A 24,883-nucleotide genomic window follows, 5' to 3' on the forward strand; every position below is an offset into this window, starting at 1 on the left:
GGTGATGACTTTGATCGTTATCCCGCTGCACTCAAACTCGCGGCATGCGCTTGCTCATCTGCGTGATACGAAGACCTGACCATCGCGCCAACTGCAGCGTGATGAAAGCCCATCGCATAAGCTTCACGCTCGAACATTTTGAATGTATCGGGATGCACGTAACGCAATACGGGCAAATGATGTTCAGAGGGCTGCAGATACTGGCCGATGGTCAGCATCTCGACATCATGCGCGCGCATGTCTCGCATGACCTGGAGGATTTCTTCGTCGGTTTCTCCCAGACCCAGCATCAACCCTGATTTGGTCGGTGTGTTGGGGTGACGCTTTTTGAATTCCTGGAGGAGCTTGAGCGAGTGCATGTAGTCCGAGCCGGGACGGGCTTGCTTATACAAACGGGGCACGGTCTCGAGATTGTGGTTCATCACATCAGGCGGACCGCCGTCCAGAATCTCCAGCGCACGATCAAGACGTCCACGGAAATCCGGCACCAAGACCTCGATACGCGTCTCGGGGGACAGCTCGCGCACCTTTTGAATGCACTCCACAAAATGGGCTGCACCTCCATCACGCAGATCGTCACGATCCACAGAGGTAATCACCACATAAGTCAGCTTAAGTGCGGCGATCGTGCGCGCCAGATTGACTGGTTCGTTCACATCCAACGGATCGGGGCGACCATGTCCGACATCGCAAAACGGACAACGACGCGTACACTTGTCACCCATGATCATGAAAGTTGCCGTACCCTTGCCAAAGCACTCGCCGATGTTCGGGCAAGAGGCTTCTTCGCAGACGGTGTGCAGATTGTGCTCGCGCAAAATCCGCTTGATGTCGTAAAACCTTGAACCTGCAGGTGCGGCCTTCACTCGGATCCAGTCCGGCTTTTTCAGGCGCTCGGCAGCAACGACCTTGATCGGAATCCGCGAGGTCTTGGCCTGCGATTTCTGCTTTTGAGTCGCATCGTAGGGAGCGGCTGCAGGAGTCACGGATGAGCTCGCCGATGTGGCTGCGGCTGCAGAGGTTTGTTCAGGTTGTGTAGACATAGGGTCCGTGGACGTTTTTGCACGCCCAGCCGTTCATTAACAGTGAACAATCATTTTACTCGTTGGAGAGTGACAAACCGCAGTACCTTGTAATTTGTTGGGACAATGTTTGCGCAACATCAACCCAGCCTGCCTTGACGCCTAGCTGCGCCATGGACACGGTCTGCAAACCTGCGTAGCCGCAGGGGTTAATCCCGTTAAACGGGGTCAAATCCATGTCCACATTGAGCGCCATACCGTGATAGGTGCAGCCATTGCGGACCTTAATGCCCAGGGCGGCGATTTTAGCGAGCTCTGCTGAAGCTTCAACGCCCGTAGGCACATATACGCCCGGCGCCCCCTCTTTACGACAGGCATTCTCGATACCGTAGAGTCTGAGGGTCTCTATGGTTGCTTCCTCGATCTGGTGCACCATCGCCTTGATAAACCGCCCGGAGCGTCTGAGATCGGCGAGGATATAAGCCATCACCTGACCGGGACCGTGATAGGTCACCTGGCCACCTCGATCAGTTTGCACAACAGGGATATTGCCCGGATTCAATACATGTTCGGGCTTGCTGGCCTGACCCAGCGTATAAACAGGCTCGTGCTCGACCAGCCAGATTTCATCCAGGGTGTCCGGAGTACGCGCCTCGGTAAAGGCTTGCATGGCACGCCAGACCGGTTCATAAGGAGTCGGACGCGGCCAGGTGCGGCTCAAGTTACAACACCACCGATACCAGCGGATGCCCGTGCAAAGCGCGGTACAGCGCGTCGAGCTGTACGCGCGAAGTGGCATTTACGGTGAAGGTCAGCCCAATATAGTTGCCGCCTTTACTCGGCCGCATTTCAACCGTCGCGGCATCAAACGCTGGGTCATGTTCAAGGACAAGCGCAGTCAACACCTGAGCGAGCTCAGGATTTTGCTTTCCCATCACTTTGATGGGAAAGGCGCACGGGTACTTGATCAGCGATTCGTTTTCTGGAATAGACACTTCAGTGACACCGTTCTTTATGCCAACGCCGCGATGCGAGCATCGTAGGCTGCGCGCAATTTTTGATAGACCGGTCCGGGCTTGCCGGAACCCACGGGTTTGCCATCAAGCTCAACCACGGGCAAGACCTCGCGCGTAGCCGAAGACATCATCATCTCGTCCGCATTACGGGTTTCCTGCTCAGTCACGACACGCAACTCGAAAGGAATGCCGGTTTCTTTACAAAGCTCCTCAAACAAACCGTAACGAATGCCTTCGAGCACCAGGTTGTTTTTCAGAGGTGCGATGACCTTGCCGTTTTTCACGACCCACATATTACTCAAAGCGCCTTCGGTCAAATTGCCGTTGCGAAACTGGACCACCTCGTCCACACCCGCGTTGACCGCGGCTTGTTTGGCCAGGACGTTGCCGAGCAGCGAGACCGATTTGATATCGCAATGCAGCCAGCGCTCATCGGGGATACTCACTAGACGCACGCCTTTTGCACGCAGTTCTGCGCTTGGGGGCGTCATGGGTGAGGCCATCGCAAAAACTGTTGGTTTGACTGTCGGCACAGGGTAGGCATGATCACGCTTAGCCACACCACGCGTGATCTGAATGTAGACCATGCAGGTTGGATCGGGCGTCTTGGAGACGAGGTCCTTGACCAGCTCCATCCATTGCGCCCTGGTCATGGGCGGCTCGATATGGATCTTGGCCAGGCTGCGCTCCAAACGGGTGAGGTGTTGTTCCATCCGGAAGGGCTTGCCATGATAAATCGGCACGACCTCATAGATGCCGTCACCAAAAATAAAGCCTCGATCCAGCACTGAGACTTTGGCTTCAGACAATGGTCCGAAAACGCCATTCAAATACACAATCGGATCACCCGACACACCTTGAATCAACATATTCTGAACCATTTTTATCTATGCTCTCTTTGAGAAAAGGAATCACTCAGGCTTTTTGCGGAACCACAATCTGACGGAGTCCACCGTACGGCCCACGAATCCGGCACGCTCGACGGGATCCAGCACCAGCAGAGGGCGCGTCAACAACATTTTGTCATCCAACATGAGCGTCAGCGTGCCCACGCGCTCGTCCTTGGCCAGTGGCGCCAGCAAAGGATCCGGACGCTTGGCGATCGGCTTGACCTCACCGGCTTTGCCGCGCGGCACCGTGACCCACAAAGGCTCGGCTACGCCAAGCTTGGTGGAGTCGACTTTGCCCTGCCAGACTTGCGCCTCGACTGCGGCGTGCGTCTGATCGAACAACTTCACTGTTTCAAAGTTCTGGAACGTCCAGTTCAACAACTTCAGACTTTCCTCTGCGCGCGTGGCCATGCTGTCAGAACCGACAATCACTGTGATCACACGGCGATCGCCACGTTTGGCGGTTGCCACCAGGCAGTAACCGGCCGCATCCGTATGTCCGGTCTTCATGCCATCCACCGAAGGATCGGCCCACAACAAGCGATTGCGGTTGGATTGCTTGATCTTGTTGTACGTAAACTCACGCATCGCGTAGTACGGAAAATAATCGGGATGATCCGTAATCATCCGGCGCGCGATCGTCGCCAGATCACGCACAGTTGTGACGTGCTGTGGATCTGGCAAACCTGTTGTGTTGACATAGACCGTATTGGTCATGCCCATGCGACGCGCTTCTTCGTTCATCACCGAGACAAACGCGGACTCGCTGCCCGAGACGGCTTCGGCAAGCGCCACCGACGCATCGTTCCCCGACTGGATAATCACGCCCTTGATCAGCTCATCAACCGTCACCGGTTTGCGGGGCTCGATGAACATGCGCGAACCGCGTGTTTTCCAGGCGACCTGCGAGACGTTGGCTTGCTGATCGAGCGTGATGCGCTTTTCTTTCAGCGCGTTAAACGCCACATACGCTGTCATGATTTTGGTCAGCGAGGCAGGCTCGATTTTCATGTCAGGATTGGACGAGGCGACCACCTGGCCGCTCGTGACGTCCACGGTAATCCAGGCCTTGGCTGCGATCGCAGGCACTGGTACGGCCGAAAGATCGCCCACCTGAACGGGCACCAAAGGCGAAGGCATGGTGGCTGTCGTCGCAGCCTCTGAAGGCGCGGCCTTGGGGGCAGACGCCTGTGATTTCTCTGTGGGTGATTTCTGCGCCCAGACCGGTGTCAGACCTGTCGTCGTCACTGCGGTGAGCGTCACCACAACTGCTATCGCGACCGAGGAGATGCTGCGTCGGCCGGCGCAAAAAAGGTGGTTAAGCATAAGAGGCACTCACAATCGTAAACAACCTATTATAGGCATGTCAGGCGTTCAACCAAGCGCTTTCAAACGCGTTTGCACTAGTTGACGGAGCACCAGCAGCTTGCCGTGAAAGAAATGTCCCGCTTCGGGGATCACGACGACCGGCATCCCGATTGGACGCGCCCATTCCATCACCTCGGACAGCGGCACTACCTCATCGAGCTCGCCATGAATCACCAAGGCATCCTCAGGCGCCTTGGCATCGCTATGACGAAAACGCAAAGCCGCCGATCCGGCCAATATGACAATATTTGGCAGATTTTTACCGGCTTTTTCCCACTGCGCGTAAAGCTGCACACCGATTGAGGTGCCAAAAGAAAACCCACCCAGCACCCAGGGCTTGGCCGCGATCTCAGGGTAGCGGACCCGAAACTGCTCTACCAACGCCGCCATATCCTGCAGCTCGCCCTTGCCATGATCAAAACTCCCACCCGAAGCGCCGATGCCCCGGAAATTAGGACGCAACGCGACCAAACCTTGCTGCACGCAGGCACGCGAGAGTGTCGTCACAACCTTGTTGTCACGCGTCCCACCCTGGGATGGATTAGGATGGAGAATCAGTGCCCAACCGGTCGGCGCCCCCTCGGGCCAGTCCATCGCGCAATCAATGATGCCAGCCAGGCCATCAAAACTCGTATTTTCAGTATGTGTAGGCATAAATAGTTTTTTAAATTAGATCATCGCTTGGTCGTCGCACGCATGCTGGTCAACCATTGTGCCACTTGTTCCGCAGCCTGATCGGTCGCCGCACGCAACGCCAAAGCACCGCCCGGGGCATCCTGTGTCGTGGCAGGGACGCGCACGTTAATCAAACGCTGGCCCAGCACCTCGGACCCACGCATCAGCACCGCCTGCAACGTCAACTGCGCCTGACTCGAATTGCCATCCGGTGAAAACGTTTGCTCGAACCTCTGGAGATTGAGACGCAGCTGTGGGACATCGCCACCCATAGTTTGCTGCAGGACTGCGCCTTGCAAGGAAAGTCGATCCACAATGCGCTGCGTCACCAGACGCGCAGGAGGCGCGACCCAGCGATAAGTCGTATAGGCCTGAGGCTGCCCCTGATCTCCCACTCGCCAGACCACCATGGTCTCGGTCAGCAGTGAAGCGGAATTTGCAGGAGGCACCGCAATCGGAGGCATCTGCGGCAATGCGCCCGCATCGCCCGTGACGGTCATCGCTCCAGCGCCCAGATCGAGTTGCTTCGGTGCAATCGCGCCATCACCCGATGCGCAGGCCGCCAGCAGACTCACGACACCCAACGCGACACAAACTTTCAAGACGCATGCTTTCAGGACGCATGCTTTCAGGACGCACACCTTCAACTTAGTCATTTGTAAATTCGTCATCTCGATATCCTCAACGCCCAACGGCGCCAAAACCTGCAAAACCGGGTTCACCGGGTCCGGGCACCATGCGAGGGGGTCCGAAAATCAGCGACTGGGGGGCTTGTCCCAATTGACGCGCCGTTTGCGTGAGTGCGCGCGAAGCATCGGTCGCGCTCAACGTCAACATCGACACATCCGGCAGCGTCGATACGCGCAGCTGGGCCACGGCCTCACGGATATCCTTGAGACTCTGCGTCACCTGCACCATCGTGCCACCTGGCGCATTGAAACCATCGAGAGTCTTTTGCGCGGAAAGCGTGAGCTTGCGGATATCGATCATGGCATCGTCGACACGCTTACCGGTGACCACCAGCCCGTCGATCAGCGCCGGCACCTTTGCAATGCCAGGCTCGAGCATCACGACCGAGCGTCTGAGTTGATCAGATAATGAAGCGACGTTGCGCAAAGTCGAGTTCAAGGCCTCGATGTTTTCATCGCTGGCGAGTTTTTGGATGTGCAGCAATAAACCCTCGACTGCAGGCGCCATCCCCGAGGCCTGCGCGATCAGGCGATCCAGAAAATTGGGACGGATCGGAATCTGTGCGATTTTGCCCGGACTCGAATCCAGACGCGTCGTCGACGTACCATCGTCTCGCAACTCGACGTTTGAAATCCCCGTCACACCCGCGATCACAATCTCCGCCCACGTCGCGCGTGTGATGGGTGTTCGAGGATCGATTCCAATCAAAATCAAGACCTTGCCAGGCTTTTCAGGCACGAAGCGCAAAGACTCCACATTGCCGACCGGCACACCCTGATAGCGGACCTCGGACTGAACCGACAAACCCGTCACAGGCGAAGTCGCAATCAACTCGTAGGGCACGCGGGGCAGATTTTGCTTGCTCACCCAAATCGCGACGACGCCCGCCGCGATCACGAGCAGCAGTGTAAATAGTCCCGCCAGCAGGGCATGACTACGATTTTCCATTTTTCGCTTCCTTAGGATTTGCCACGCCAAACGCGCGCACTGCGCGTTCACCATGAAAGAAGGCATCGAGGAAAGGATGTTTGACTTTCATCACTTCCTCAAGCGTACCTTCGACCAACACTTTCTTTTCAGCCAATACTGCCACGCGTGTCGACAATGCCGCAATCGTATCGAGATCATGCGTCACCATCACGACCGTAAAACCCAACTCACGATGCAGGGCACGAATCAATTCGCAAAACTCGTCCGAACGCTGTGGATCCAGACCCGCCGTCGGCTCATCCAAAAATAACAACTCTGGATCCAGCGCCAAGGCGCGCGCCAATGCGACACGCTTGATCATGCCCCCAGACAGATCCGAGGGCATCAAGGCCGCATCACGCGCAGTCATGCCCATCCAGCTCAGTCGCATCAACACCACTTCGCGGATCAAGTCCTCGGGCAGGTGATGCATCTCGCGCAAGGGCAGCGCAATATTGTCAAACACGGGCAAGGCGGAAAACAACGCCCCCGCCTGAAACAACATGCCCCAGCGCCGCGTGAGCGCAATCCGTTCGGCGCCCACGTAATCATGCACCGGCCGCCCAAACACACTCACCACGCCCGCACGCGGCCGATCCAGGCCCAAAATCTGCCGCAATAACGTTGTCTTGCCCGAACCCGAACCACCGACCAGGGAAAGGATTTCCTTGGGGAAGATTTTTAAATTCAAATCCTTGTGAACCACATGCGTACCAAACGCAGTCGTCAGATTATCCACATCGATGATGGGTTGATCCTGTTGCATCAGATCCCCATCTCGTTAAAGATGATCGCGTACAAGGCGTCGATCAAAATCACACCCGTAATCGCCGTCACCACAGACGCCGTTGTCCCGCGACCCAGGCTCTCGGTATTGGGTTCGATACGCAATCCAAAGTGGCAGGCGATCAACGCGATCCAAAGACCGAAGGTCACGCCTTTGATCAAACTGATTTTGTAGTTTGTCAAACCGACCGCATCCGGCAATTCCGTAAAGAACCATTGCAAAGACAGACCGAGCTCAAGTTTGGCAGCGATCATGCCACCAAACAAGGCAATCGCATCGGTCCATAAGACCAGCAAAGGCATTGCAACGGCCAGTGCGATCATGCGAGGCAAAATCAGGCGTTGCCCATGTGAAATGCCCATCACCTGCATGGCATCGAGCTCTTGCGTCACACGCATCACACCGATCTGCGCCGTAATCGAAGACCCTGAGCGTCCGGCCACCAATATCGCGGCCAGCACCGGACCGAGCTCGCGCACAGTCGCGATCCCGAGCAGCTTGACAATAAACTGACCCGCACCAAAGACCGCGAGCTGTTGGGCAGACAAATACGACAGCACCACACCGATCAAAAATCCAACCAGCGCCGTGATCCCCAGGGCCTGTGTGCCGACGCGATAAATCTGCGCGGAAATTTCACGCCAAGGACCCCGCACAGGGTGTCGCAAAAACTTGGCGAAATCCAGCACAAAGCCACCCAGCAGCAGCAATAACTTTTGACCATGCTCAAGGGTGACAAACACACCCACGCCAATCCCGCGCACCCACGCCAGCCAGTCCGTTGGCGGCTTGGGGGGGACGCCATCGATCGGATGGTCCGCCAAAATCTCAAATAAAGCTTGCTGACCCGGCGTGAGCTGCGTACCCGCCGGGATCTTTTGATCCCAATACTGCCACAGCAGCTGCGCCCCCACCGCGTCCAACATGCCAATGCCGGAAAGATCCCAAGCAATTGAGGGAGCAAAGGACTTCGCGGCCGCAAGCGCCTGTCCGCGTCTACCAACCTCGCCCTTGATCGCGAGCGCTTGCACATTCCAGTTCCCCGTCAAGACACAGCGTCCACCTACGACCGTCACGGGCGAAGCATTGTTCGTCGCACCGCCTGCAGTCGTGGAAACTGTGTGGGGTGCTTGAGGTGCTTGGGGTGCTGCGGTTGGAGTTGGTAACGCCATATAGGACTGGAATCCGTCAAAAATTGCTGCTTTCATTCAGACTGATTCCCTCCATCATAATTCACCCCGTAAAATCAGGTGATGCGCATTTCCGCCCACGCCGATTCCTGCTCCCCTTTTCCAAGTCCCGAGGACTTGAGCGAGGCATTCATCACGGCTTTGCCGGACTTTGGTTCGGTTCAATGGGTCGCTAGCACCGGCTCCACCAACGCGGATCTCATTCAGCGTCTTAGGCGTTCTGAACCCATCCCCGCCCGCCCGTGGCTGTTGGGGGCGCATCTGCAAACTGCCGGCAAAGGACGCGCCGGCCGACCCTGGGCCAACACTGCCGGATCAACGCTCATGTTTTCCTGCGCCTTTGAGCCCAAGATCCCGCTGTCAAAGCTGCCAGGTATCGCGCCCGCGCTTGGCGTGGCGACCTGCCTGGCTCTGCGCGCGTTACTTGGTGCGCAGCATGATCACAGCGCGCTCGAGTCCCTCACCCTTAAATGGCCCAACGACCTTCAGTGGCATGGCGCCAAGCTCGCGGGCTTGCTGATTGAAACCGGACCTTCCGCTCAAGTGGTGGTCGGAATGGGACTCAATCTGCGGGATGCTTCCGCACTGAGTGAGGTACTCGGACGTGAAATCGCCGATCTGGGGATGATTCAAGCGGAGCCATTGCCCTCACCCGCGCAAATCGTTGCCCATATTGCAAAAACCTGGCAACAGGCGCTAAAGGTTTATGGCGAGCACGGCTATGCGGCGTTCAAACAAGACTTCGAGACCGTCGATGTGCTCGCCGGGCAGCCCGTGCAAGTGATCGACCAGGGCAACATCCTCCATGAAGGCATTGCGCAGGGCACTGATCATCTGGGCAGGCTTTGCGTCGTGACCGAAACAGGCGCGATACCCATACTGGTCGGCGATGTCTCGATTCGTCCAGCACACACTCACAACGCAAAGGGGACTCCATGATCGTCTTGCTCGACGTTGGTAACAGCCGACTCAAACTGGGCTGGTATCACCCCAGCCTGGGCCGTGAGGCGGCTGTGCATGCGGTGGCACTCAATCCGTTGGCCCAGCTGCCAGAGCGACTGCGCAAGTGGCTGTCCAGCCTGCCAGTCCAGCCCCGCGCGGCGATGGGTGTCAATGTCGCAGGGAGCGTAGTCGCAGACATGCTGACGGAGGTTTTTCGGGAGGCGAGTTGTCCGCTGAGCTGGAATGCCCCTGCCGCCACCCAGCTTGACGTCCAAAACGGCTACGACAGACCCGAACAGCTCGGGGCCGATCGGTGGGCCGCGCTGCTGGGGCTGGCCGGTCATTTTCCCAAAGCACATCCTCCCCTGGTGCTTGCCACCTTTGGGACCGCGACCACCATCGACACCCTCAGCCCGGAAAAACGTTTCGAAGGCGGACTCATCCTGCCCGGTCCGGCCCTGATGCGACAGTCTCTTGCCCAAGGCACGGCCAACCTGCCTCTGGCAAGTGGCGCAGGCTCAGACTATCCCACCCACACCCTGCAAGCCATCTCCACAGGCGTGGTCGCCGCGCAAACTGGGGCCGTCTGGCGCCAGTGCGAAATCACGCGTCAACGCTTCGGCGTGGCACCGACACTCTGCGTGAGCGGTGGCGGCTGGCCCGAGGTCGAAACAGAAGTCCGACGCATGTTGGCCTCGCTCGACATCAAATTTATCGCCCACCCGGTACTCGATGGACTGGCGCGCGTGCTGCAGAGCGAATAAGCTATGGGACATCAGGGATTAATGCGAGTCACTGCATGAGAGCTGTTTTTATTATTTTGATGTTGATTAATCTTGGCGTCTTTGGCGTGGGCCAGGGATGGTTTGGCACGCCTCGGGCGGAGGCTGGTCGCACAGCGCCAAACAAACTACCTGTGCCGCTTAATGCCGACGCTGCAAAGCTTGGTCCCGTGCAACTTCAAAGTCGTTGATCTGCTGCAAAATCCGGGCAGTCGCGCCCGTATGCAGAGCTACCCAATCACGCCCGGAATGACCACGCGCAGCCAGCGCCTCGGGTTCCTTGAGCCAATTCAAGGCCGTCGCCACGGCACGTAACGCAGGATCCACAATTTCCGAACGCTGAATCTGCACTGCAGCGCCCGCTGCAACCGCACCCTGTACCGCATCGGCAAAATTACGCGCGAACGGCCCGACGATCACGGGCGTTCCCATCGCGCACGCCTCGATTAGATTTTGACCACCATGCGGCGCAAAACTTCCCGCCACAATCGCAACATCACTCGCTGCATAAAAGAACGGCATCTCACCAAGCGTGTCACCCAAGACCACCTGCACATCCGACAACTCACGATCAGCGTGCGTGTTGTGACGAATATCAGACCACCGCACAAAACGCAGCCCGGATTGCTCCAGCAAAGCCGCCGCCTCGTCAAAACGCTGAGGATGACGCGGAATCAGGAAAAACAAGGGAGGGGGAGAAGCTGGGGAGGGGTAGGAAGGGGAAGCAGATGTGGGGTTGTCTGAAGCACCGATTGACGCGTTCAATTTCAATGATGGCTCTGTCGGCACATCATTGGACACAATAGGCGTCAAAATCGGATCAAAATGCACAGCGTGCGCCGAGAAATCCTCCAGCTTGACCCCGGGATGTTTGAGCTGATGCTGGATCGCCGAGACAAACATCGCATCCTCGCCTTCGCGCGTGCTCGCAATCGAAATCACCGGGCGGGTCAGACGTTGACGCCAAGCGCGGCCCGCATCGACCGCGACAATCGGCAACACCACATCAAACTTTAGATTGCCGACGATCTGCACGTTCGAGGCACCCACCTCAAACAACCTGCGCGCATCGTCTTCGGTCTGCGCCAGCACCAGATCAATGCTGGCATACGCGTCGCGCATCAGACTCAGGAACACCTGATCGATGCGACGGACATGTCCCTGCGCACGCTCAGAAAACCGCGCGCTCGCCAAAATCATCGGCACATCGGCTTTCTGGGCCTGATCCAGCAGATTGGGCCAGACCTCACGTTCAATCAAAATCCCCAGTCTGGGACGATAGTGTTTGAAAAACCGGCGCGTCGCACCGGGAAAGTCATAGGGCAACCATTGCTGACGCAATTGACCCGTCGCGATCTCGGCGGCAAACAACTTTGCACCCTCGGCGCGGCCTGTGGGTGTGGTGTGCGTCAACAACACACGATCGCCGCGCGACAACAAGGACACAATCAAAGACTGCGCCGCACGTGTCTCGCCCAGGCTCACCGCATGTACCCAGACCGGTGGTTCGCCATCCCACGGCAGGGCATAGGAACCGAAGCGATCCGACGAGAAAATCTTCCAATCCCCACCCGCGCGACGAGCACGCCAATACATCCACCCCCAGATCAGGGGGGACAGCAATCTCAAAAGGAGGGTGTACGCCTGTTGTGCCATGGCGAGATACTAGCGCAGAGCGTCGTTCAATGCACTTAAAACTGTCTCCCGGGTGGGAGATTTGCCCCGATCCCCCAGACTAGCCGTGAAAGCCGCACCAACAAGAGGCGTTCTGACAGGCGTGGAAGCTTTGTAAATACCGATGGTTGGACGACCAAGAGCCGCCGACAGATGTGTCAACCCGCTATCGAGCCCGACCATCAGTCTTGCGCCCGCCAGACAACGAGCCGCCTCCGTCAAATCCATACGAGGCAGCACCAGCGCATTGCGACGGCCAGCGACAAGAGCCTGAGCCCGTTGCATTTCCGCATCGTTCCCCGCCAACAACTTGAGTTGCAAACCCTCGTCAGTCAGACGATCAAATACCGCCTGCCAGTCCTGCTCGGGCCAGAGTTTGTCGTCACGACTCGCCGAGGGCATGATCACTGCATAGGCATCCTCGTGCGTACGCAATATCCGAGCTTCGTCTTCGAAAGCCTGCAAACCAAAATCAGGCGCTCCCTCATAGGTGTAACCAAAGGTTGCCGCCGCCAGCTCTCGCTGACGCGTCACCGCAGGCTGCCAGAATTTCACACGATGACGCACGTCATAAAACAATGAGGCTATTGGTTCACGAGCGGAGGTAAAACCAAGACCATGCTTGACACCAGAGGCCATGCGTGTGAGCCAAACCGATTTCAACAACGCCTGCATATCCAGCACGATATCGTAGCGACGCGCTCGTAGATTAAGCTCGAGAGTCCGACGTGCGGCTCTCACCTCCGCTGACCACCAGGCCTTGCGCCAGCGACGATGCGCCACGCGAATCACCTCATGCACCGCAGGATGCCAGGCCGGAATCTGCGCAAAACTCTCCTCGACCAGCCAGTCAATCTGCGCCCCCGGCACATGCCGCGCAATGTCGGAAATCGCAGGCAACATGTGCACCAAGTCACCCAGCGAGGATGTACGAACGATCAGGATTCTGGTGGTCACTTCGATCACCTCCCCTGTTTGAGCGATATCAACACCTCATCCACCCCCACCCGCCAATCAGGCAAACTCACGCCAAACGCCTGACGTATCTTGCTTGTATCCAGGCATGAATTCATCGGCCGCGTCGCAGCAACGGGAAAGTCCTTGGTGCGAATCGCCGAAATCGCGTGATCCGCGACCTTGATCGGCCAGCCGGCGTCGCGCGCCCGAGCGATCACATAGCTTGCATACGCATGCCAATTCGTCTCACCACCCGCCGTCAGATGGTAGACACCCCAGCGCGGATCGTCTGCCGGCTGTCCAGTCATCTGACCCAAAATCTGCGTCGTTGTCTCAGCAATCAACGCAGCCGTGGTCGGTGCCCCCACCTGATCAGACACCACTCTCAACTCATCTCGCTCCTGTGCGAGCTTGAGCATGGTCTTTAAAAAATTTCCACCGTGCGCCCCGAACACCCAGCTTGTCCGAAAGATCAAATGTCTTGGGCAGGCCTCAGCGACCGCGCGTTCGCCCTCAAGCTTGGTGCGACCATAGACTGACAAAGGCTGAGTCTCGTCCGTCTCGACATGAGGCGTCTTTTTAATCCCGGCATACACATAGTCCGTCGAGTAATGAACCATGCATGCCCCAACGGTATGCGCAGCCCTGGCAAGCAGACCCGGCGCGACTACGTTAATGGAATTCGCAAGCTCAGTCTCTGTTTCGGCCCGATCCACTGCGGTGTAGGCTGCAGCATTCACGACAATGTTCGGTTTCACACTCGAAACGAGTGCTGAAATCGGGCAGTGTGCGAGATGATCTGCCCCCCTACCTACTACACCCAGATCTAACTCAGCGCGCGTACAAACCACCAACTCCCCCAATTCCTGGAGAGAGGATTTCAGCGCATGACCAACCTGACCGTTGCCACCAATTAAGAGGATTTTGGTTTTCATCTGCGAATTATGCATCATCAAAGACCTCTGAAAAGGGCCATTCGATATTGTTATGCTTATGCAAACACAACAAATCAACAAACCAACAAATCTAATGGGGACGATCAAACCATGACCAATACCTTCCTGCCACAAATGACTCAACTGAGCTGCAGCCTTGTCGATCATATTGCTGTGCTGAGCCTCAATCACGCTCCCGTCAATGCCCTCTCAAAAACCCTCAGCGATGAGCTCACCGCGGCGCTCGACATCATCTCCGAGACACCCGAGGTACGCTCCGTTGTCCTGACCGGTGAGGGCAAAATATTTTGCGCTGGCGCCGACCTAAAAGGCCGGTCTTCAGTTATCAAAGGACCCGGTGATCTGCCCGCTCACTCACGCCGCACGAGAGAGTGTTTTCATGCAATTCGGGAATGCACCAAGCCTGTCATCGTCGCCCTCAACGGTCCTGCCCTTGGAGCGGGCCTCGCGATCGCTGCCTCGGCCGACCTGATCATCTCCTCCGAAAAAGGCTGCCTGGCACTGCCCGAAATCGACGTCGGCCTCCTCGGTGGCGGCAGTCACGCAGCGCGCTTGTTTCCTCACACCATGCTGCGCAAAATGATGTTCACCGGCTACCGCGTACCTGCCGATGAGCTATACCGTCTGGGAGTCGTACTGCAAGTAACCACTCCCGAGGGACTGATGCCTGCTGCACTCGAGCTTGCACAAACGATCGCCAGCAAGAGCCCGCTCTCGATTGGGCTGGCCAAACAAACGCTCAACGCCATCGAAGACATGAGCCTGCGGGATGGCTACCGCTACGAACAGGACATGACCGCAGCGATCGCAAAAACCGAGGACGCAAAAGAGGCGCAGAAAGCGTTTCTGGAGAAACGGCCTGCGGTTTTTGTCGGGCGATAAGTCGCCCACCGATCAATTTAAAAAATATACAAAACATGTACTTGTATTAATAATTTAATTTTTAGCTTTAAGGAGATCTGTTGGAGCCTAAGTTAAACTAGCCCAAATACCTTTTCTTTAGCGTATAAAAACTAATAATCCATGTCCAAACAATCCGCACATCAGCTAGGCTGGTATTTGTGGTTAGCCTTAGTAGCCTTTTCACCTGCGTCTACCAAAGCCGCAGGCGCAGCATGGGTAATGGCGATTGTTTGGAGTTTTTGGCTTGCTGGTACAACACCCGTTATCGAGGCGAGCACTGCCGGACGCCGCGAGCTATATCGCGCTACGACGGTCATCTTTTGGTGCTTTGCCGCAGCGTTTGTTTTACGAACAATCGGTCAGCTTTACTGGGAAGACAGCTGGGCATACAGGCATTTCGATGTGCGCATGCTGTTGACCGCGATCGCTCTACACATACTGGTCAGACGAATCAACATCCAAACAAAATTTCGCAGAGAATTGGTGACCGCTCTCGCATTGTCCTGCATACCTGCTCTGATTGTTTCGTATCGGTGGATTCAAGAGCTCAGCATCCCGACCAATATCATTCCCTGGGCTTTTGGCATGTCATTGTTTGCATTGGTCCTGGCAAGCTACAAACTATCACCCGAGCCACACCTTGAAAAAAAATCGCTTGCCTTGAACAGCATTGCTACAGCAGGCTCTTTATTATTGTTAACTTCAATTGTTCTGGCAGGAGTTCGCGGTGCCTATTTGGCAGTTATCTGGGTGTTTTGTTTACTGCTGTTTAGCTTTAGACAAGACATCTCCTTAAAGCGCCTCAATAGCAGACGCCTCTGGCTGAGTTACGCGGGTATTGCTGTTTTTCTTGGCATATTATCCATCAGCATTCCTGAGCTACACGAAATCCCCAAAAACCGCGTCACAACAGCTCTGAACGAAATAAACAGTTTTAAAGAAGATCAAAGGGGCACCTCTGTAGGACTGCGCCTGCACTTTCTGGAAAGAGGAGTGGAATCTTTTGCTCAACATCCTTTGCTAGGTGTGGGGATCGAAAAACGAAACCAGCTCGTCGACCAATGGAGCAGGGAGGCCAAGTTCCCTTTTGATGAAATGGAACATACTCATAACGAGTACCTCAACTCAGTCATTGATTATGGCATTTTAGGAGGGGGCGCCACACTTTCCTATTTACTTGGCATTTTGTTAGCCGCCCTGATCGTGCGGCGAGTCAATGTTGTGCTTTCACTTACCCTCGCAGGTATCTGTTTTACAACATTCACCACTTTTTTTACAAATACCAATACGTTGCATAATTTCACAAGCGTAACACTCGGACTTGCATTGATTTATTCCATCATTCTTTGCACGAACCACACGCTTCACTCTGACACTGACCAGGCATGCAGGACGTAAAAAAGCGCCTCTTTAATTAGAGGCGCTTATCAAAAACGCTTTCAAATGCGGCGCATACTTGAAGAGTTAACCTTGAAGGTTAACTCTTGATCAGTATTTACTTTCCACGAAACACAGGTGCACGCTTTTCAGCGAAGGCACGCTTGCCTTCCTGATAGTCGTCGCTGGCGAAACATGCCAAGACCATCTGTTTGATGCCTTCGACGTCCACGTGTGGAGGTACTTTCTGAAACTCGCGGATCGCTTTTTTACCTGCGCGCAGCGTGATGGGTGCGTTCGCAACGACTTTGGCGAGATACTCATCCACAGCCTTGTCGAGCTCGGCTGCTGGCACCAGATGTTGAATCAGACCTTTTTCCTTGGCTTGCTGCGCCGTGAAACGCTGGGCGGACAACATAATGTCGAGCGCCTGTGGCGCGCCGACTGTGCTGACCAGGTTACGAATCGCGGTCAAGCGATAGCCCAGACCTAAACGGCCGGCGGGAATTGCAAACGTACTGACATCGGATGCGATACGGATGTCGCAGCACAAGGACAGGTTCAATCCGCCACCGATGCAATAGCCGTCGATACGACCGATCACTGGCTTGGAGCAGTTGTAAATCGAGCCCTGGGCTTCTTCGCCCACACGTTCGTACTCGGCGACCGCATCCGCTGCAGTGCGCAGTTTTTCAAACTGGGAGATGTTGGCGCCGCTGACAAAGGACTTGCCACCCGCGCCGGTCAAGACCACCGCACGGATCTCGTCATCGTTTTCAAACATCTTAATGACGCCGGGCAAAGCCGCCCACATGTCGTATGACATCGCATTGTGTTTGGCTGGGTCGTTAAAGGTAATCCAGCCCACAGCACCCCTTTTCTCGATGATCAAGTTGTCTGTGATTTCGCCCTGCAACAATCTGGTGGTCGTCATTTTTAAAGGTCTCCAAGTAATGTTCGATAATGTGCCATAGCGGTTTCTAAATGTGTCCTCATGGCGAGACGAGCACCTGCCGAGTCACGCCGGGCGATTGCCTCGACGATGATCTCGTGCTCGTTCTCTATTTCTTCCACGCGAGTCGTGCCAATCGTTCTGAATCTGAACGTGCGTACAGCATGATGGATCACATGACTCAAATGTCCCATGATGCGAACAAAGTAAGGATTGTTGGCGCAATGCGCGACCGCCAGATGAAAATCTACCGACGTGTGCGAGGCCGCCTCCCAATCCGAAGCGTGTTGCTCCAGACGCCTAAGCGACTGACGAAGCGACTCAAGCTGAGCTGCAGTGCGGTGCGTCGCTGCCAAGGCAGCAGCACCCGATTCGATCTCAATCCGCAATTGATGCACATGAATGAGCTGAGACAAGTCCAGCAAATCGTCATGCGATACCTCGAATGGACGCAGCGCGATATCTGCACAGACAAAGGTACCCACGCCATGACGCGTCTCAACCAAACCCGTGAGCTTGAGCCGCGCGATCGCTTCGCGCACCACATTGCGGCTGACACCAAATTGCGCGCCAAGCTCCTGCTCGGTCGGTAAACGCTGTCCGGGGGCGAGACTTTCATTGAGGATACGTGTGCGCAGCTGCTGCGCGATCTCATCCGGGAGATTTTCCGGACGGCCGAGACTGTCAAAAGCCGACGCGGTCGACGAGGACACGGCCGAAGCAAGCTTGGCACTCGCGCCTCGACGACCTGTCGCCTGTTGTCTGCGAGCCGTGTAGACGGTTGTGGTGATGCCTGGCTTATCCAACTTAGATCGCACCTTCACGAGCGAGCTCTTCGATGCGAGCCGCACTGATACCGAACTCTGCGAATACTTCTTTATTATGCTCGCCACGATCTGGGGCGGCCACAAAGACCTCGCGCTTGGAGCGACTCATGATGACGGGCTGACCCACCACACTAATTTCTCCAAGCTTGGGATGCTGGAGCTTTTTAGCCATGCCCAGATGGACGACCTGAGGATCTTCCATGGTTTGCTGCACGTTCTTGATCGGACCACAAGGCACACCTTCCTTGTTGAGCAAATCAATCCAAAATTCCGTGTTTTCCTGTTTCGTCCGTGCGTTGATGGCGGCATTGAGCTCAGGACGATTCTTGGCGCGTAGCTGGAGGGTCTTAAACCGAGGGTCGTCGATCAGCTCTGGCAAGCCCAACACATTCGCCAGACGTACATACATTTCCGTACCCATGGCGGCAATATTGATATAACCATCCGAAGTCGTATACACACCTGTCGGCGAGCTGGTGGGATGGTCGTTGCCACTCTGCCCCGGGATTTCCTTGTTCATCAGCCAACGCATGATCTGAAAATCCATCATCCAGACCTGAGCCTGCAAGAGCGAGGACTGTACCCACTGACCCTCGCCCGACTCCTCGCGCTCGAGCAGTGCAACTAAGGTACCGATGGCACAAAATAATCCCGAAGTCAGATCCGCCACCGGTATGCCGGCACGCATGGGCCCGCGACCAGGCTCACCCGTCACGGACATAATGCCGCCAATACCCTGGGCAATCTGATCCAGACCAGGACGATCCTTGTACGGACCATCTTGGCCAAAGCCAGAGACGCTGGCGAGAATGATGCGTGGATTGACCTTGCGCAGTGACTCGTAGTCGATGCCAAGCTTGAATTTGACGTTGGGGCGATAGTTTTCAATCACCACATCCGCCTGCTTCACCATCTCCATAAACAAAGCCTTGCCCTTGGGGTGCTTTAAGTTGATGGTGATGCTGCGTTTGTTACGGTGGGTATTTTGGTAGTCTGCAAACTGCGCTGAGCCGCCCGGTTTGTCGTCCGGCATATCACCCGGCTCTTCGATCTTGATGACATTTGCACCCCAGTCTCCCAGCTGGCGGACCGCGGCAGGGCCAGAGCGCACGCGCGTCAGATCCAGCACAGTAAAACGGCTGAGGGGTAGCTTGGGCATTGAGGTCTCCGGTGCAGTCGGGTGCAATTATGATTGCAATTTTTAGATGTTGGACATCTTACAAGAAAATAATTAAGCTGTCCGGATTCTTGCCACGACCTCTGTAAAAACAGGTCGTTGGGTTGGGTCTATGTGCAAGCAAGCATCACGCAACGCAGTTAAATGGGTCAGCGTCGCAAAGGTCGCCCCCGCCGTTGCCTCACCTTCGTAGCGCTCAAGCAATTCCTCGAGCAAATAACCGAAGGCACGCACTTCGATCTTTTCAAGCGCGTGACTGTGCGCAGCAGCGGTAGGCTTAAAACACGCCGCTCCAAAATCACCTAGCAAGGCATCTCCATTTTGGCCCAACAGAATATTGTGCGCGTACAAATCACCGTGCATGATTCCATTAGCATGCACTTGCTGCGCGACACCAGCGATACCAGAAACGATGCTCAGCATTTCAGAAAAACTCAAGCGTAAGTCATCGTCATAGACATCGCGCGTACACGAGGCAAAGCTTGGCGGGCCAGCCAGGTTGCGATAACTTGCATCGACGAGAGACATCACCAGACCATTCACGCCCTCCGGATGATCCCCTATTTTGCCAAGTACTTTGATCAAGTTTGGATGAATCCCCGCCCGCATGCATGCAGCCATTTCACTGATCGGCAAACCATCGCTTGTCAGCTCACCTTTGAATAACTTGACGGCAACCGGGATCGGGGTGACAGATTGCCAGACAGCTTGGTAAATCACACCCGAGGCACCCTCGCCAAGTTTTTGCTGCAAAGACAAAGAAGACCAGGGAATCTGCTTGACTGGAGTATCTGCCAGGGCGGTTTGCTCGTTGTGTGAACAAAACGGATTGCCCGAATAGCTTAACCAGGACAGGCGCGGCAATTTGAACAAGACCTCAGGTAAGACATCAAATCTGTTCGCCGCGATTCGGAGGAGCTCCAGATTTTTACACAGGCTGAGTTCTTGTGGCAGAGCCTGCAGGCGATTACCCGCCACCATCAGTTTTTGCAGATAAGGACGATGACCGAGCTCAGACGGCAATGCGGACAGCTGGTTCCCCGTCAAAATCAACCAGCGCAACAAGGGAGGCAAAGCTTCGGGCGCAATGTGAGTGATTCGGTTGTTCCTAAATCCGATCATGCTCAAATTTTTACATTGACCCAGTACGCGCGGCAGCTCGGTAAAGTGGTTATCAGAACAGAACAGGATTTTTAACTTACGTAGTTCGGGCAGGCGATCGGGCAGTCTGGATAGGGCGTTACCTGACAGGTCAAGGATCTCCAGAGAGTCCGCCAGGCTGAAGATTTCAGCGGGGAAATCTGTTAGGTTGCAGGGTAATTGCAGGCGAACCCGCCCTGCCAAGCGACCCGCCCGGGACTCTTCTCTAAACTGCTCCAGTGTTGGAATCGATACATTCATAGCCTGAAAGAGTAACAAATCCTCGACCAACACCCCTCGTTCATACCCTACAATTTGGCAACAAATCGACCTTTTGAGTACATGAGATGATTCTTGTCACCGGTTGCGCAGGCTTTATAGGTAGTAATTTTGTTCATACGTGGCTTTCAAACCATGACGAACCCATTGTGAATCTGGACAAACTGACCTATGCAGGCAATCTCGCGAATCTGGCCTCGCTGGCAGATGACAAGCGTCATATTTTTGTGCAGGGCGATATATGCGACCAAAAACTCGTCTCTGAACTGCTCTCTTCATACAAGCCCCGCGCCGTTCTCAATTTTGCCGCTGAGTCTCACGTTGACCGATCAATTCTGGGTCCGGGCGAGTTTATCCAGACCAATGTGATCGGCACGTTCAACTTGCTTGAGTGCGTTCGCGCCTATTGGTCGACCCTGCCCGCCGAGGACAGCGGCGAGGACGTGAACCAGGCAAGCTTTCGCTTTCTGCATGTTTCGACCGATGAAGTCTATGGCACCCTGGGACCTCAGGACCCTCCTTTTGCCGAGACGAACCCTTACGAGCCGAATAGCCCCTATGCGGCCAGCAAGGCCTCGTCCGACCATCTGGTTCGCGCCTGGCATCACACCTATGGCTTGCCTGTTCTGACGACCAACTGCAGCAACAACTATGGTCCCTATCACTTCCCAGAAAAACTGATTCCACTCGTCATCCTGAATGCCTTAAATGACAAGCCCCTGCCGATATACGGCGATGGTCAGCAAATTCGTGACTGGCTATTTGTACAAGATCACTGCCGCGCGATCATACGAGTCCTCGAAGCCGGGCGCATTGGAGAGACCTACAATATTGGCGGCTGGAACGAGATGGCCAATATCGATGTTGTTAAAACGATCTGCAGCCACCTCGATACGTTGCGCCCCCGGACGGATGGTAAAAAATACGCGGAACAGATCACCTATATCAAAGATCGCCCCGGCCATGATCGCCGCTACGCGATCGATGCACGAAAAATCGAAAGCGAACTGGGGTGGAAGCCACAAGAAACGTTTATAACCGGGATTAAAAAAACGGTGGAGTGGTATCTGGACAATCCCGAATGGGTGGAAGGCGTTACCAGCGGGGAATATCGTCAATGGCTGGGTAAGCAGTACGGTTAGGCGTCATTACCTTGCCATCACCTCGCCCTCCACATCTTTTAGTTGCCCTGTCATCTCATGGCTTTGGTCATCTATCACAGGCAGCACCCGTCATCAATCAATTGCGCGAACTGATCCCGAATTTACGTCTTACTATTAGCGCAACCTTTCCTGCCGATCAAATTCAAAAGCGAATACTCAACCCCGACGTTTTACAACCCGTCGCCGATGACTTTGGCATGGTGATGCGAGATGCACTGACGGTCGATCTTAGCGCCAGCTTGCTTGCTTATCAAAAGTTTCATGCCTCCATGCCCGAAAGGATTGAGCACCTATCCGAGGAACTGCTTGAACAAAAGGTCGATCTTGTCTTGGCAGACATTCCATATTTGACGCTCGCAGCTGCAAAAAAAGCAGGCATTCCTTCTGTTGCGCTGTGCTCGTTGAACTGGGCCGATGTTCTTGAGCATGCGCTTTTGCTGGCGACTCCTAATGCTCTTGAAAATACTGCTGCATCACGTTCTATTTCGCCAGAGCTTGCGCGCGTGGGAGCAGAGATTGTGCGTGAGATACGCGGGATTTATCAGCAGGCTGACTGCTTCTTGTTGCCTACACCTAGTATGCCGATGCTAACGCTCACCAATACGCGTGCAATCGGCCCCGTCTGCAAACCGGGCATCATGCGCAGAGACGCACTAACTTTAAACACACAGGTAACTGAGGATGTCTGGCTTGTGTTGGTCGGGATGGGAGGGATGCCCTTCGACCTCGAGCTTGATGAATGGTCAACTCATATGCTTGGCAAGCCGATTCACTACATAGTGGCCGGTAAAATTGCACAAATATCTAAGCATCCACACGTCATTTCAGAAACCCAAACCGGCCTGAGCTACTCTGATTTAGTTGCCTCCGTCGACTTAATCCTAACCAAGCCTGGTTATGGCATGTTTGTCGAAGCGGCTGCCGCTGGTGTCCCTGTTTTGTATGTTGAACGTCGCGATTGGCCCGAAGCAAAAGCACTAACAGACTGGCTTGAGGTCGTTGCTCATTGCACTGAGATATCAACCGAAGCTTTGCATCGCGGTGACTTTGAAGATGAGATGCGCAAACTGCTTGAGCTAGGGCGCTATGACCCTGTCGCTGCGACAGGTAATATGCAAGGTGCTACTTTTCTTGCCCAATATCTTTGTTCTACAGGGGAGGCTTGTCGCGGGTGACGTTATGCAAGACATTCATGTCACACAACGCACTGCATTAGACTCCAAAAACTCACCTAACCAAAACAACTACATAATCAAAGTTGCACTTCGGACCTGAAACCAACGGATTCACTATGTCAACTTTTCTTCTCTTTTTATCTAGTTTCGGACTGATAAGCTTTATTAGCCAACAAGCAGAAATTGGTCGCTATAAAGCACCTTTTATATTTTGCTGTTCTGTAAGCTTGGTCCTCTTCTTTTTTGCACTATTTGATTTGCTTTCCCTTGGTTTGATATTTGCTACTGCTTTGGGATGCTTTTTAGCGATTTTACAAATTATTAGAATTGTAAGGAATCCTAAATCTTTAAACATTCCCTATTCTGATGTGTTGATTGTTGTTCCATTTATTGTTTTTTATATTGCTGTTGCTAAGGATTTTAAATTCTTAATATGGGATGAGTTTTCTTTTTGGGCAAGCAGTACAAAAATAATATATGAAACAAATGCATTGTTCAAAAGCGACTCCCCGATTTTTTTAAAATCTTATCCTCCCATTCAACAGCTATTTCAGTACTACTTTGTCAAACAAACATTTTGGTCTGAAAAAAATGTGTTGTATGCACAAACGTTTTGGGTTTTGTCTTCGATTCTGTGCGTGGTGGGCTCCATAGTTAAGAGGCCACTAAATGTCTCGCTCACTTTCATTATTGCCACATCATTTTTGTATTTTTTTAATTATAGTTACTCAACAATTTATTCTGATCAATTGCTGGGTGTATGCTTTGCAGCCTGTTTAGCTTTGGCCTATAGTCAGCTTAAAAAAATTACCACTGTCATCGTGTTTTTTATTGCTATTGCTGCCTTAGCATTAATCAAAGAAATAGCTATTTTGTTAGCCATTGTTGCATTTGGTGTTTTCTATGTTTCTTATTTTCTTGAAAACCAATCCTCAAATAACTCATTAAAAGCTAGATTGCTTTACCCGACGATCGTTGCGTTGCTTGGGTTTGCAGCGACTTTAGGTGTTTTAAAGTCGTGGTCTTGGTATGTCGCAAAAATCCAAGCAACTCGAGATGTGGTAATTCCGAATTTCAGCATTTTTACTGAGCCTGCTTTAAGTAAGCGCTTATCCCTCACAACGAGCGAATTTTTCACTAGGGTTTTAAAGCCTGGGTTTTTGAGCATAACTGATCGTTGGTCGATTGCTAGCCCTTCCTTAATGTTTTTGTTAATTATTTTTATTCTTTTAAGTGTGGCTGTCGTTTTAATTAAACCTAGGATATTGCGAACAAAACTTGTCTGGACACTAGCGATAATTTTTGTTGGGGCACTGGGTTATCTCGCCGCACTTTTTTTAAGTTATCTTGTTTTTTTTACAGAATACGAAGGCATTAGACTCGCATCCTTTGAAAGGTATTTTTCTAGTTATATCCTTGCTTGGATGCTATTGCTTTTTGCTTTTCTCTGCAGCGCGATTGATGAACTGAAAACAAAGTCCTTAGTGACTGTACACGCTGCAGTTGGATTGTTTATATGTTTACTTGTTCCAAGCGTATTTTTCAAAGAAGTTAAATTGATTGAGGCTGGCGGCGAAGCTTATCAGCTTCGTCAGAGAACGGAGTCATTTGCTGACAAAGTCAAAAAGTATATTCAACCCAATGAAAAAGTGTATTTTATTGCGCAAAATTCTAATGGGCTAGAAAGAATTATGTTTTATTACGCCATGCTTCCCTACACAAGCTCAATGTCTTGGTGTTGGAGTATTGGAAAAAAATACTATGAGGGTGATGTTTGGTCTTGTGATGTCAATTTACCAAGCCTCTTGGATGGATATGAGTACCTAGCGGTTTACCGAGGTGATGAAAAACTTTGGCAATCTGGCGGCACGTTATTTGATAAAGATAGTACTAAAAACGGATCACCCAGTCTTTTTAGGATAATCCGAACTGATGGCAAAATTGAATCATTTAGCCGCCTTGAGTAAATTGA

General features: G+C 53.8%; 24 protein-coding genes. 7 read left to right on the plus strand and 17 right to left on the minus strand.

The window, feature by feature from the left end; translation table 11 throughout:
• Nucleotides 1-17: 17 nt before the first annotated feature.
• From lipA to QWY30_RS14905, 10 genes are read right to left on the minus strand one after another with little or no spacing between them, the layout of a single operon-like run.
• Entirely contained in the window at nucleotides 18-1,043 is a 1,026-nt protein-coding gene (gene lipA, locus QWY30_RS14860; protein WP_290242334.1) for a lipoyl synthase, read from the minus strand.
• A gap of 55 nt (nucleotides 1,044-1,098) precedes the next feature.
• On the minus strand, nucleotides 1,099-1,743 hold the full coding sequence (lipB, locus tag QWY30_RS14865; RefSeq protein ID WP_290242335.1) for a lipoyl(octanoyl) transferase LipB: 645 nt from the start codon (nucleotides 1,741-1,743) through the stop codon (nucleotides 1,099-1,101).
• Nucleotide 1,744: 1 nt separating this feature from the next.
• Nucleotides 1,745-2,017, minus strand: coding sequence for a DUF493 family protein (locus QWY30_RS14870; RefSeq protein WP_290242336.1), 273 nt, complete (start codon nucleotides 2,015-2,017; stop codon nucleotides 1,745-1,747).
• A gap of 17 nt (nucleotides 2,018-2,034) precedes the next feature.
• Complete coding sequence (locus tag QWY30_RS14875) at nucleotides 2,035-2,919, minus strand: D-amino acid aminotransferase (RefSeq protein WP_290242338.1); 885 nt, start codon at nucleotides 2,917-2,919, stop codon at nucleotides 2,035-2,037.
• Between the two features lie 30 nt (nucleotides 2,920-2,949).
• Nucleotides 2,950-4,254 carry a D-alanyl-D-alanine carboxypeptidase family protein gene (locus QWY30_RS14880; protein WP_290242339.1) on the minus strand — a complete coding sequence of 435 codons (1,305 nt, stop codon included), beginning with the start codon at nucleotides 4,252-4,254 and terminating at the stop codon, nucleotides 2,950-2,952.
• A gap of 48 nt (nucleotides 4,255-4,302) precedes the next feature.
• On the minus strand, nucleotides 4,303-4,950 hold the full coding sequence (locus tag QWY30_RS14885; RefSeq protein ID WP_290242340.1) for an alpha/beta hydrolase: 648 nt from the start codon (nucleotides 4,948-4,950) through the stop codon (nucleotides 4,303-4,305).
• Nucleotides 4,951-4,970: 20 nt separating this feature from the next.
• Nucleotides 4,971-5,642, minus strand: coding sequence for an ABC-type transport auxiliary lipoprotein family protein (locus QWY30_RS14890; protein WP_290242341.1), 672 nt, complete (start codon nucleotides 5,640-5,642; stop codon nucleotides 4,971-4,973).
• A gap of 10 nt (nucleotides 5,643-5,652) precedes the next feature.
• A complete protein-coding gene (locus QWY30_RS14895) occupies nucleotides 5,653-6,609 on the minus strand; it encodes an MlaD family protein (RefSeq protein ID WP_290242342.1) in 957 nt (318 codons plus the stop codon).
• Complete coding sequence (locus QWY30_RS14900) at nucleotides 6,596-7,396, minus strand: ABC transporter ATP-binding protein (protein WP_290242343.1); 801 nt, start codon at nucleotides 7,394-7,396, stop codon at nucleotides 6,596-6,598. The genes QWY30_RS14895 and QWY30_RS14900 overlap by 14 nt, the downstream gene beginning before the upstream one ends.
• Nucleotides 7,396-8,589, minus strand: a complete 1,194-nt coding sequence (locus QWY30_RS14905; RefSeq protein WP_290242381.1) for an MlaE family ABC transporter permease — start codon at nucleotides 8,587-8,589, stop codon at nucleotides 7,396-7,398. Before QWY30_RS14905 ends, QWY30_RS14900 begins: the two co-directional genes overlap by 1 nt.
• Before the next feature lie 81 nt (nucleotides 8,590-8,670).
• Between QWY30_RS14905 and QWY30_RS14910 the strand changes: the two genes are divergently transcribed.
• Both QWY30_RS14910 and QWY30_RS14915 read left to right on the plus strand, forming a co-directional pair.
• Complete coding sequence (locus QWY30_RS14910; protein WP_290242344.1) at nucleotides 8,671-9,546, plus strand: biotin--[acetyl-CoA-carboxylase] ligase; 876 nt, start codon at nucleotides 8,671-8,673, stop codon at nucleotides 9,544-9,546.
• A complete protein-coding gene (locus QWY30_RS14915; protein ID WP_290242345.1) occupies nucleotides 9,543-10,313 on the plus strand; it encodes a type III pantothenate kinase in 771 nt (256 codons plus the stop codon). The genes QWY30_RS14910 and QWY30_RS14915 overlap by 4 nt, the downstream gene beginning before the upstream one ends.
• Nucleotides 10,314-10,472: 159 nt before the next feature.
• On the opposite strand, the gene QWY30_RS14920 is transcribed toward QWY30_RS14915, so the two are convergent.
• From QWY30_RS14920 to rfbD, 3 genes are read right to left on the minus strand one after another with little or no spacing between them, the layout of a single operon-like run.
• Nucleotides 10,473-11,987 carry a 3-deoxy-D-manno-octulosonic acid transferase gene (locus QWY30_RS14920; RefSeq protein ID WP_290242346.1) on the minus strand — a complete coding sequence of 505 codons (1,515 nt, stop codon included), beginning with the start codon at nucleotides 11,985-11,987 and terminating at the stop codon, nucleotides 10,473-10,475.
• Between the two features lie 9 nt (nucleotides 11,988-11,996).
• The gene (gene waaC / locus QWY30_RS14925; RefSeq protein WP_290242348.1) at nucleotides 11,997-12,962 is read right to left on the minus strand and encodes a lipopolysaccharide heptosyltransferase I; all 966 of its coding nucleotides are present in this window, start codon (nucleotides 12,960-12,962) and stop codon (nucleotides 11,997-11,999) included.
• Nucleotides 12,963-12,967: 5 nt separating this feature from the next.
• Nucleotides 12,968-13,897 carry a dTDP-4-dehydrorhamnose reductase gene (gene rfbD / locus QWY30_RS14930; RefSeq protein ID WP_290242350.1) on the minus strand — a complete coding sequence of 310 codons (930 nt, stop codon included), beginning with the start codon at nucleotides 13,895-13,897 and terminating at the stop codon, nucleotides 12,968-12,970.
• A 111-nt stretch (nucleotides 13,898-14,008) separates the two neighbouring features.
• Between rfbD and QWY30_RS14935 the strand changes: the two genes are divergently transcribed.
• Together QWY30_RS14935 and QWY30_RS14940 are read left to right on the plus strand one after the other, a co-directional pair.
• Nucleotides 14,009-14,800, plus strand: a complete 792-nt coding sequence (locus QWY30_RS14935) for an enoyl-CoA hydratase/isomerase family protein (protein ID WP_290242352.1) — start codon at nucleotides 14,009-14,011, stop codon at nucleotides 14,798-14,800.
• Nucleotides 14,801-15,304: 504 nt separating this feature from the next.
• Entirely contained in the window at nucleotides 15,305-16,219 is a 915-nt protein-coding gene (locus QWY30_RS14940) for an O-antigen ligase family protein (RefSeq protein ID WP_290242354.1), read from the plus strand.
• Between the two features lie 97 nt (nucleotides 16,220-16,316).
• Here the strand turns inward: QWY30_RS14940 and QWY30_RS14945 are convergent, their stop codons facing one another.
• From QWY30_RS14945 to QWY30_RS14960, 4 genes are all read right to left on the minus strand, one after another.
• Entirely contained in the window at nucleotides 16,317-17,132 is an 816-nt protein-coding gene (locus QWY30_RS14945) for an enoyl-CoA hydratase (protein ID WP_290242355.1), read from the minus strand.
• A 2-nt stretch (nucleotides 17,133-17,134) separates the two neighbouring features.
• Nucleotides 17,135-17,974, minus strand: a complete 840-nt coding sequence (locus tag QWY30_RS14950; protein ID WP_353958810.1) for a FadR/GntR family transcriptional regulator — start codon at nucleotides 17,972-17,974, stop codon at nucleotides 17,135-17,137.
• On the minus strand, nucleotides 17,958-19,136 hold the full coding sequence (locus QWY30_RS14955; protein ID WP_290242357.1) for a CaiB/BaiF CoA transferase family protein: 1,179 nt from the start codon (nucleotides 19,134-19,136) through the stop codon (nucleotides 17,958-17,960). Before QWY30_RS14955 ends, QWY30_RS14950 begins: the two co-directional genes overlap by 17 nt.
• 72 nt (nucleotides 19,137-19,208) lie before the next feature.
• A complete protein-coding gene (locus QWY30_RS14960) occupies nucleotides 19,209-20,555 on the minus strand; it encodes a leucine-rich repeat-containing protein kinase family protein (RefSeq protein ID WP_290242385.1) in 1,347 nt (448 codons plus the stop codon).
• 86 nt (nucleotides 20,556-20,641) lie between these two features.
• Between QWY30_RS14960 and rfbB the strand changes: the two genes are divergently transcribed.
• From rfbB to QWY30_RS14975, 3 genes are all read left to right on the plus strand, one after another.
• A complete protein-coding gene (rfbB, locus tag QWY30_RS14965) occupies nucleotides 20,642-21,715 on the plus strand; it encodes a dTDP-glucose 4,6-dehydratase (protein ID WP_290242359.1) in 1,074 nt (357 codons plus the stop codon).
• Nucleotides 21,716-21,726: 11 nt separating this feature from the next.
• On the plus strand, nucleotides 21,727-22,911 hold the full coding sequence (locus tag QWY30_RS14970; protein ID WP_290242360.1) for a hypothetical protein: 1,185 nt from the start codon (nucleotides 21,727-21,729) through the stop codon (nucleotides 22,909-22,911).
• A 116-nt stretch (nucleotides 22,912-23,027) separates the two neighbouring features.
• On the plus strand, nucleotides 23,028-24,878 hold the full coding sequence (locus QWY30_RS14975) for a hypothetical protein (protein WP_290242361.1): 1,851 nt from the start codon (nucleotides 23,028-23,030) through the stop codon (nucleotides 24,876-24,878).
• Nucleotides 24,879-24,883 lie beyond the last annotated feature (5 nt).

Origin of the sequence: Zwartia panacis, assembly GCF_030410395.1 — a bacterium.
GTDB classification, from domain to species: Bacteria; Pseudomonadota; Gammaproteobacteria; order Burkholderiales; family Burkholderiaceae_B; genus Zwartia; species Zwartia panacis.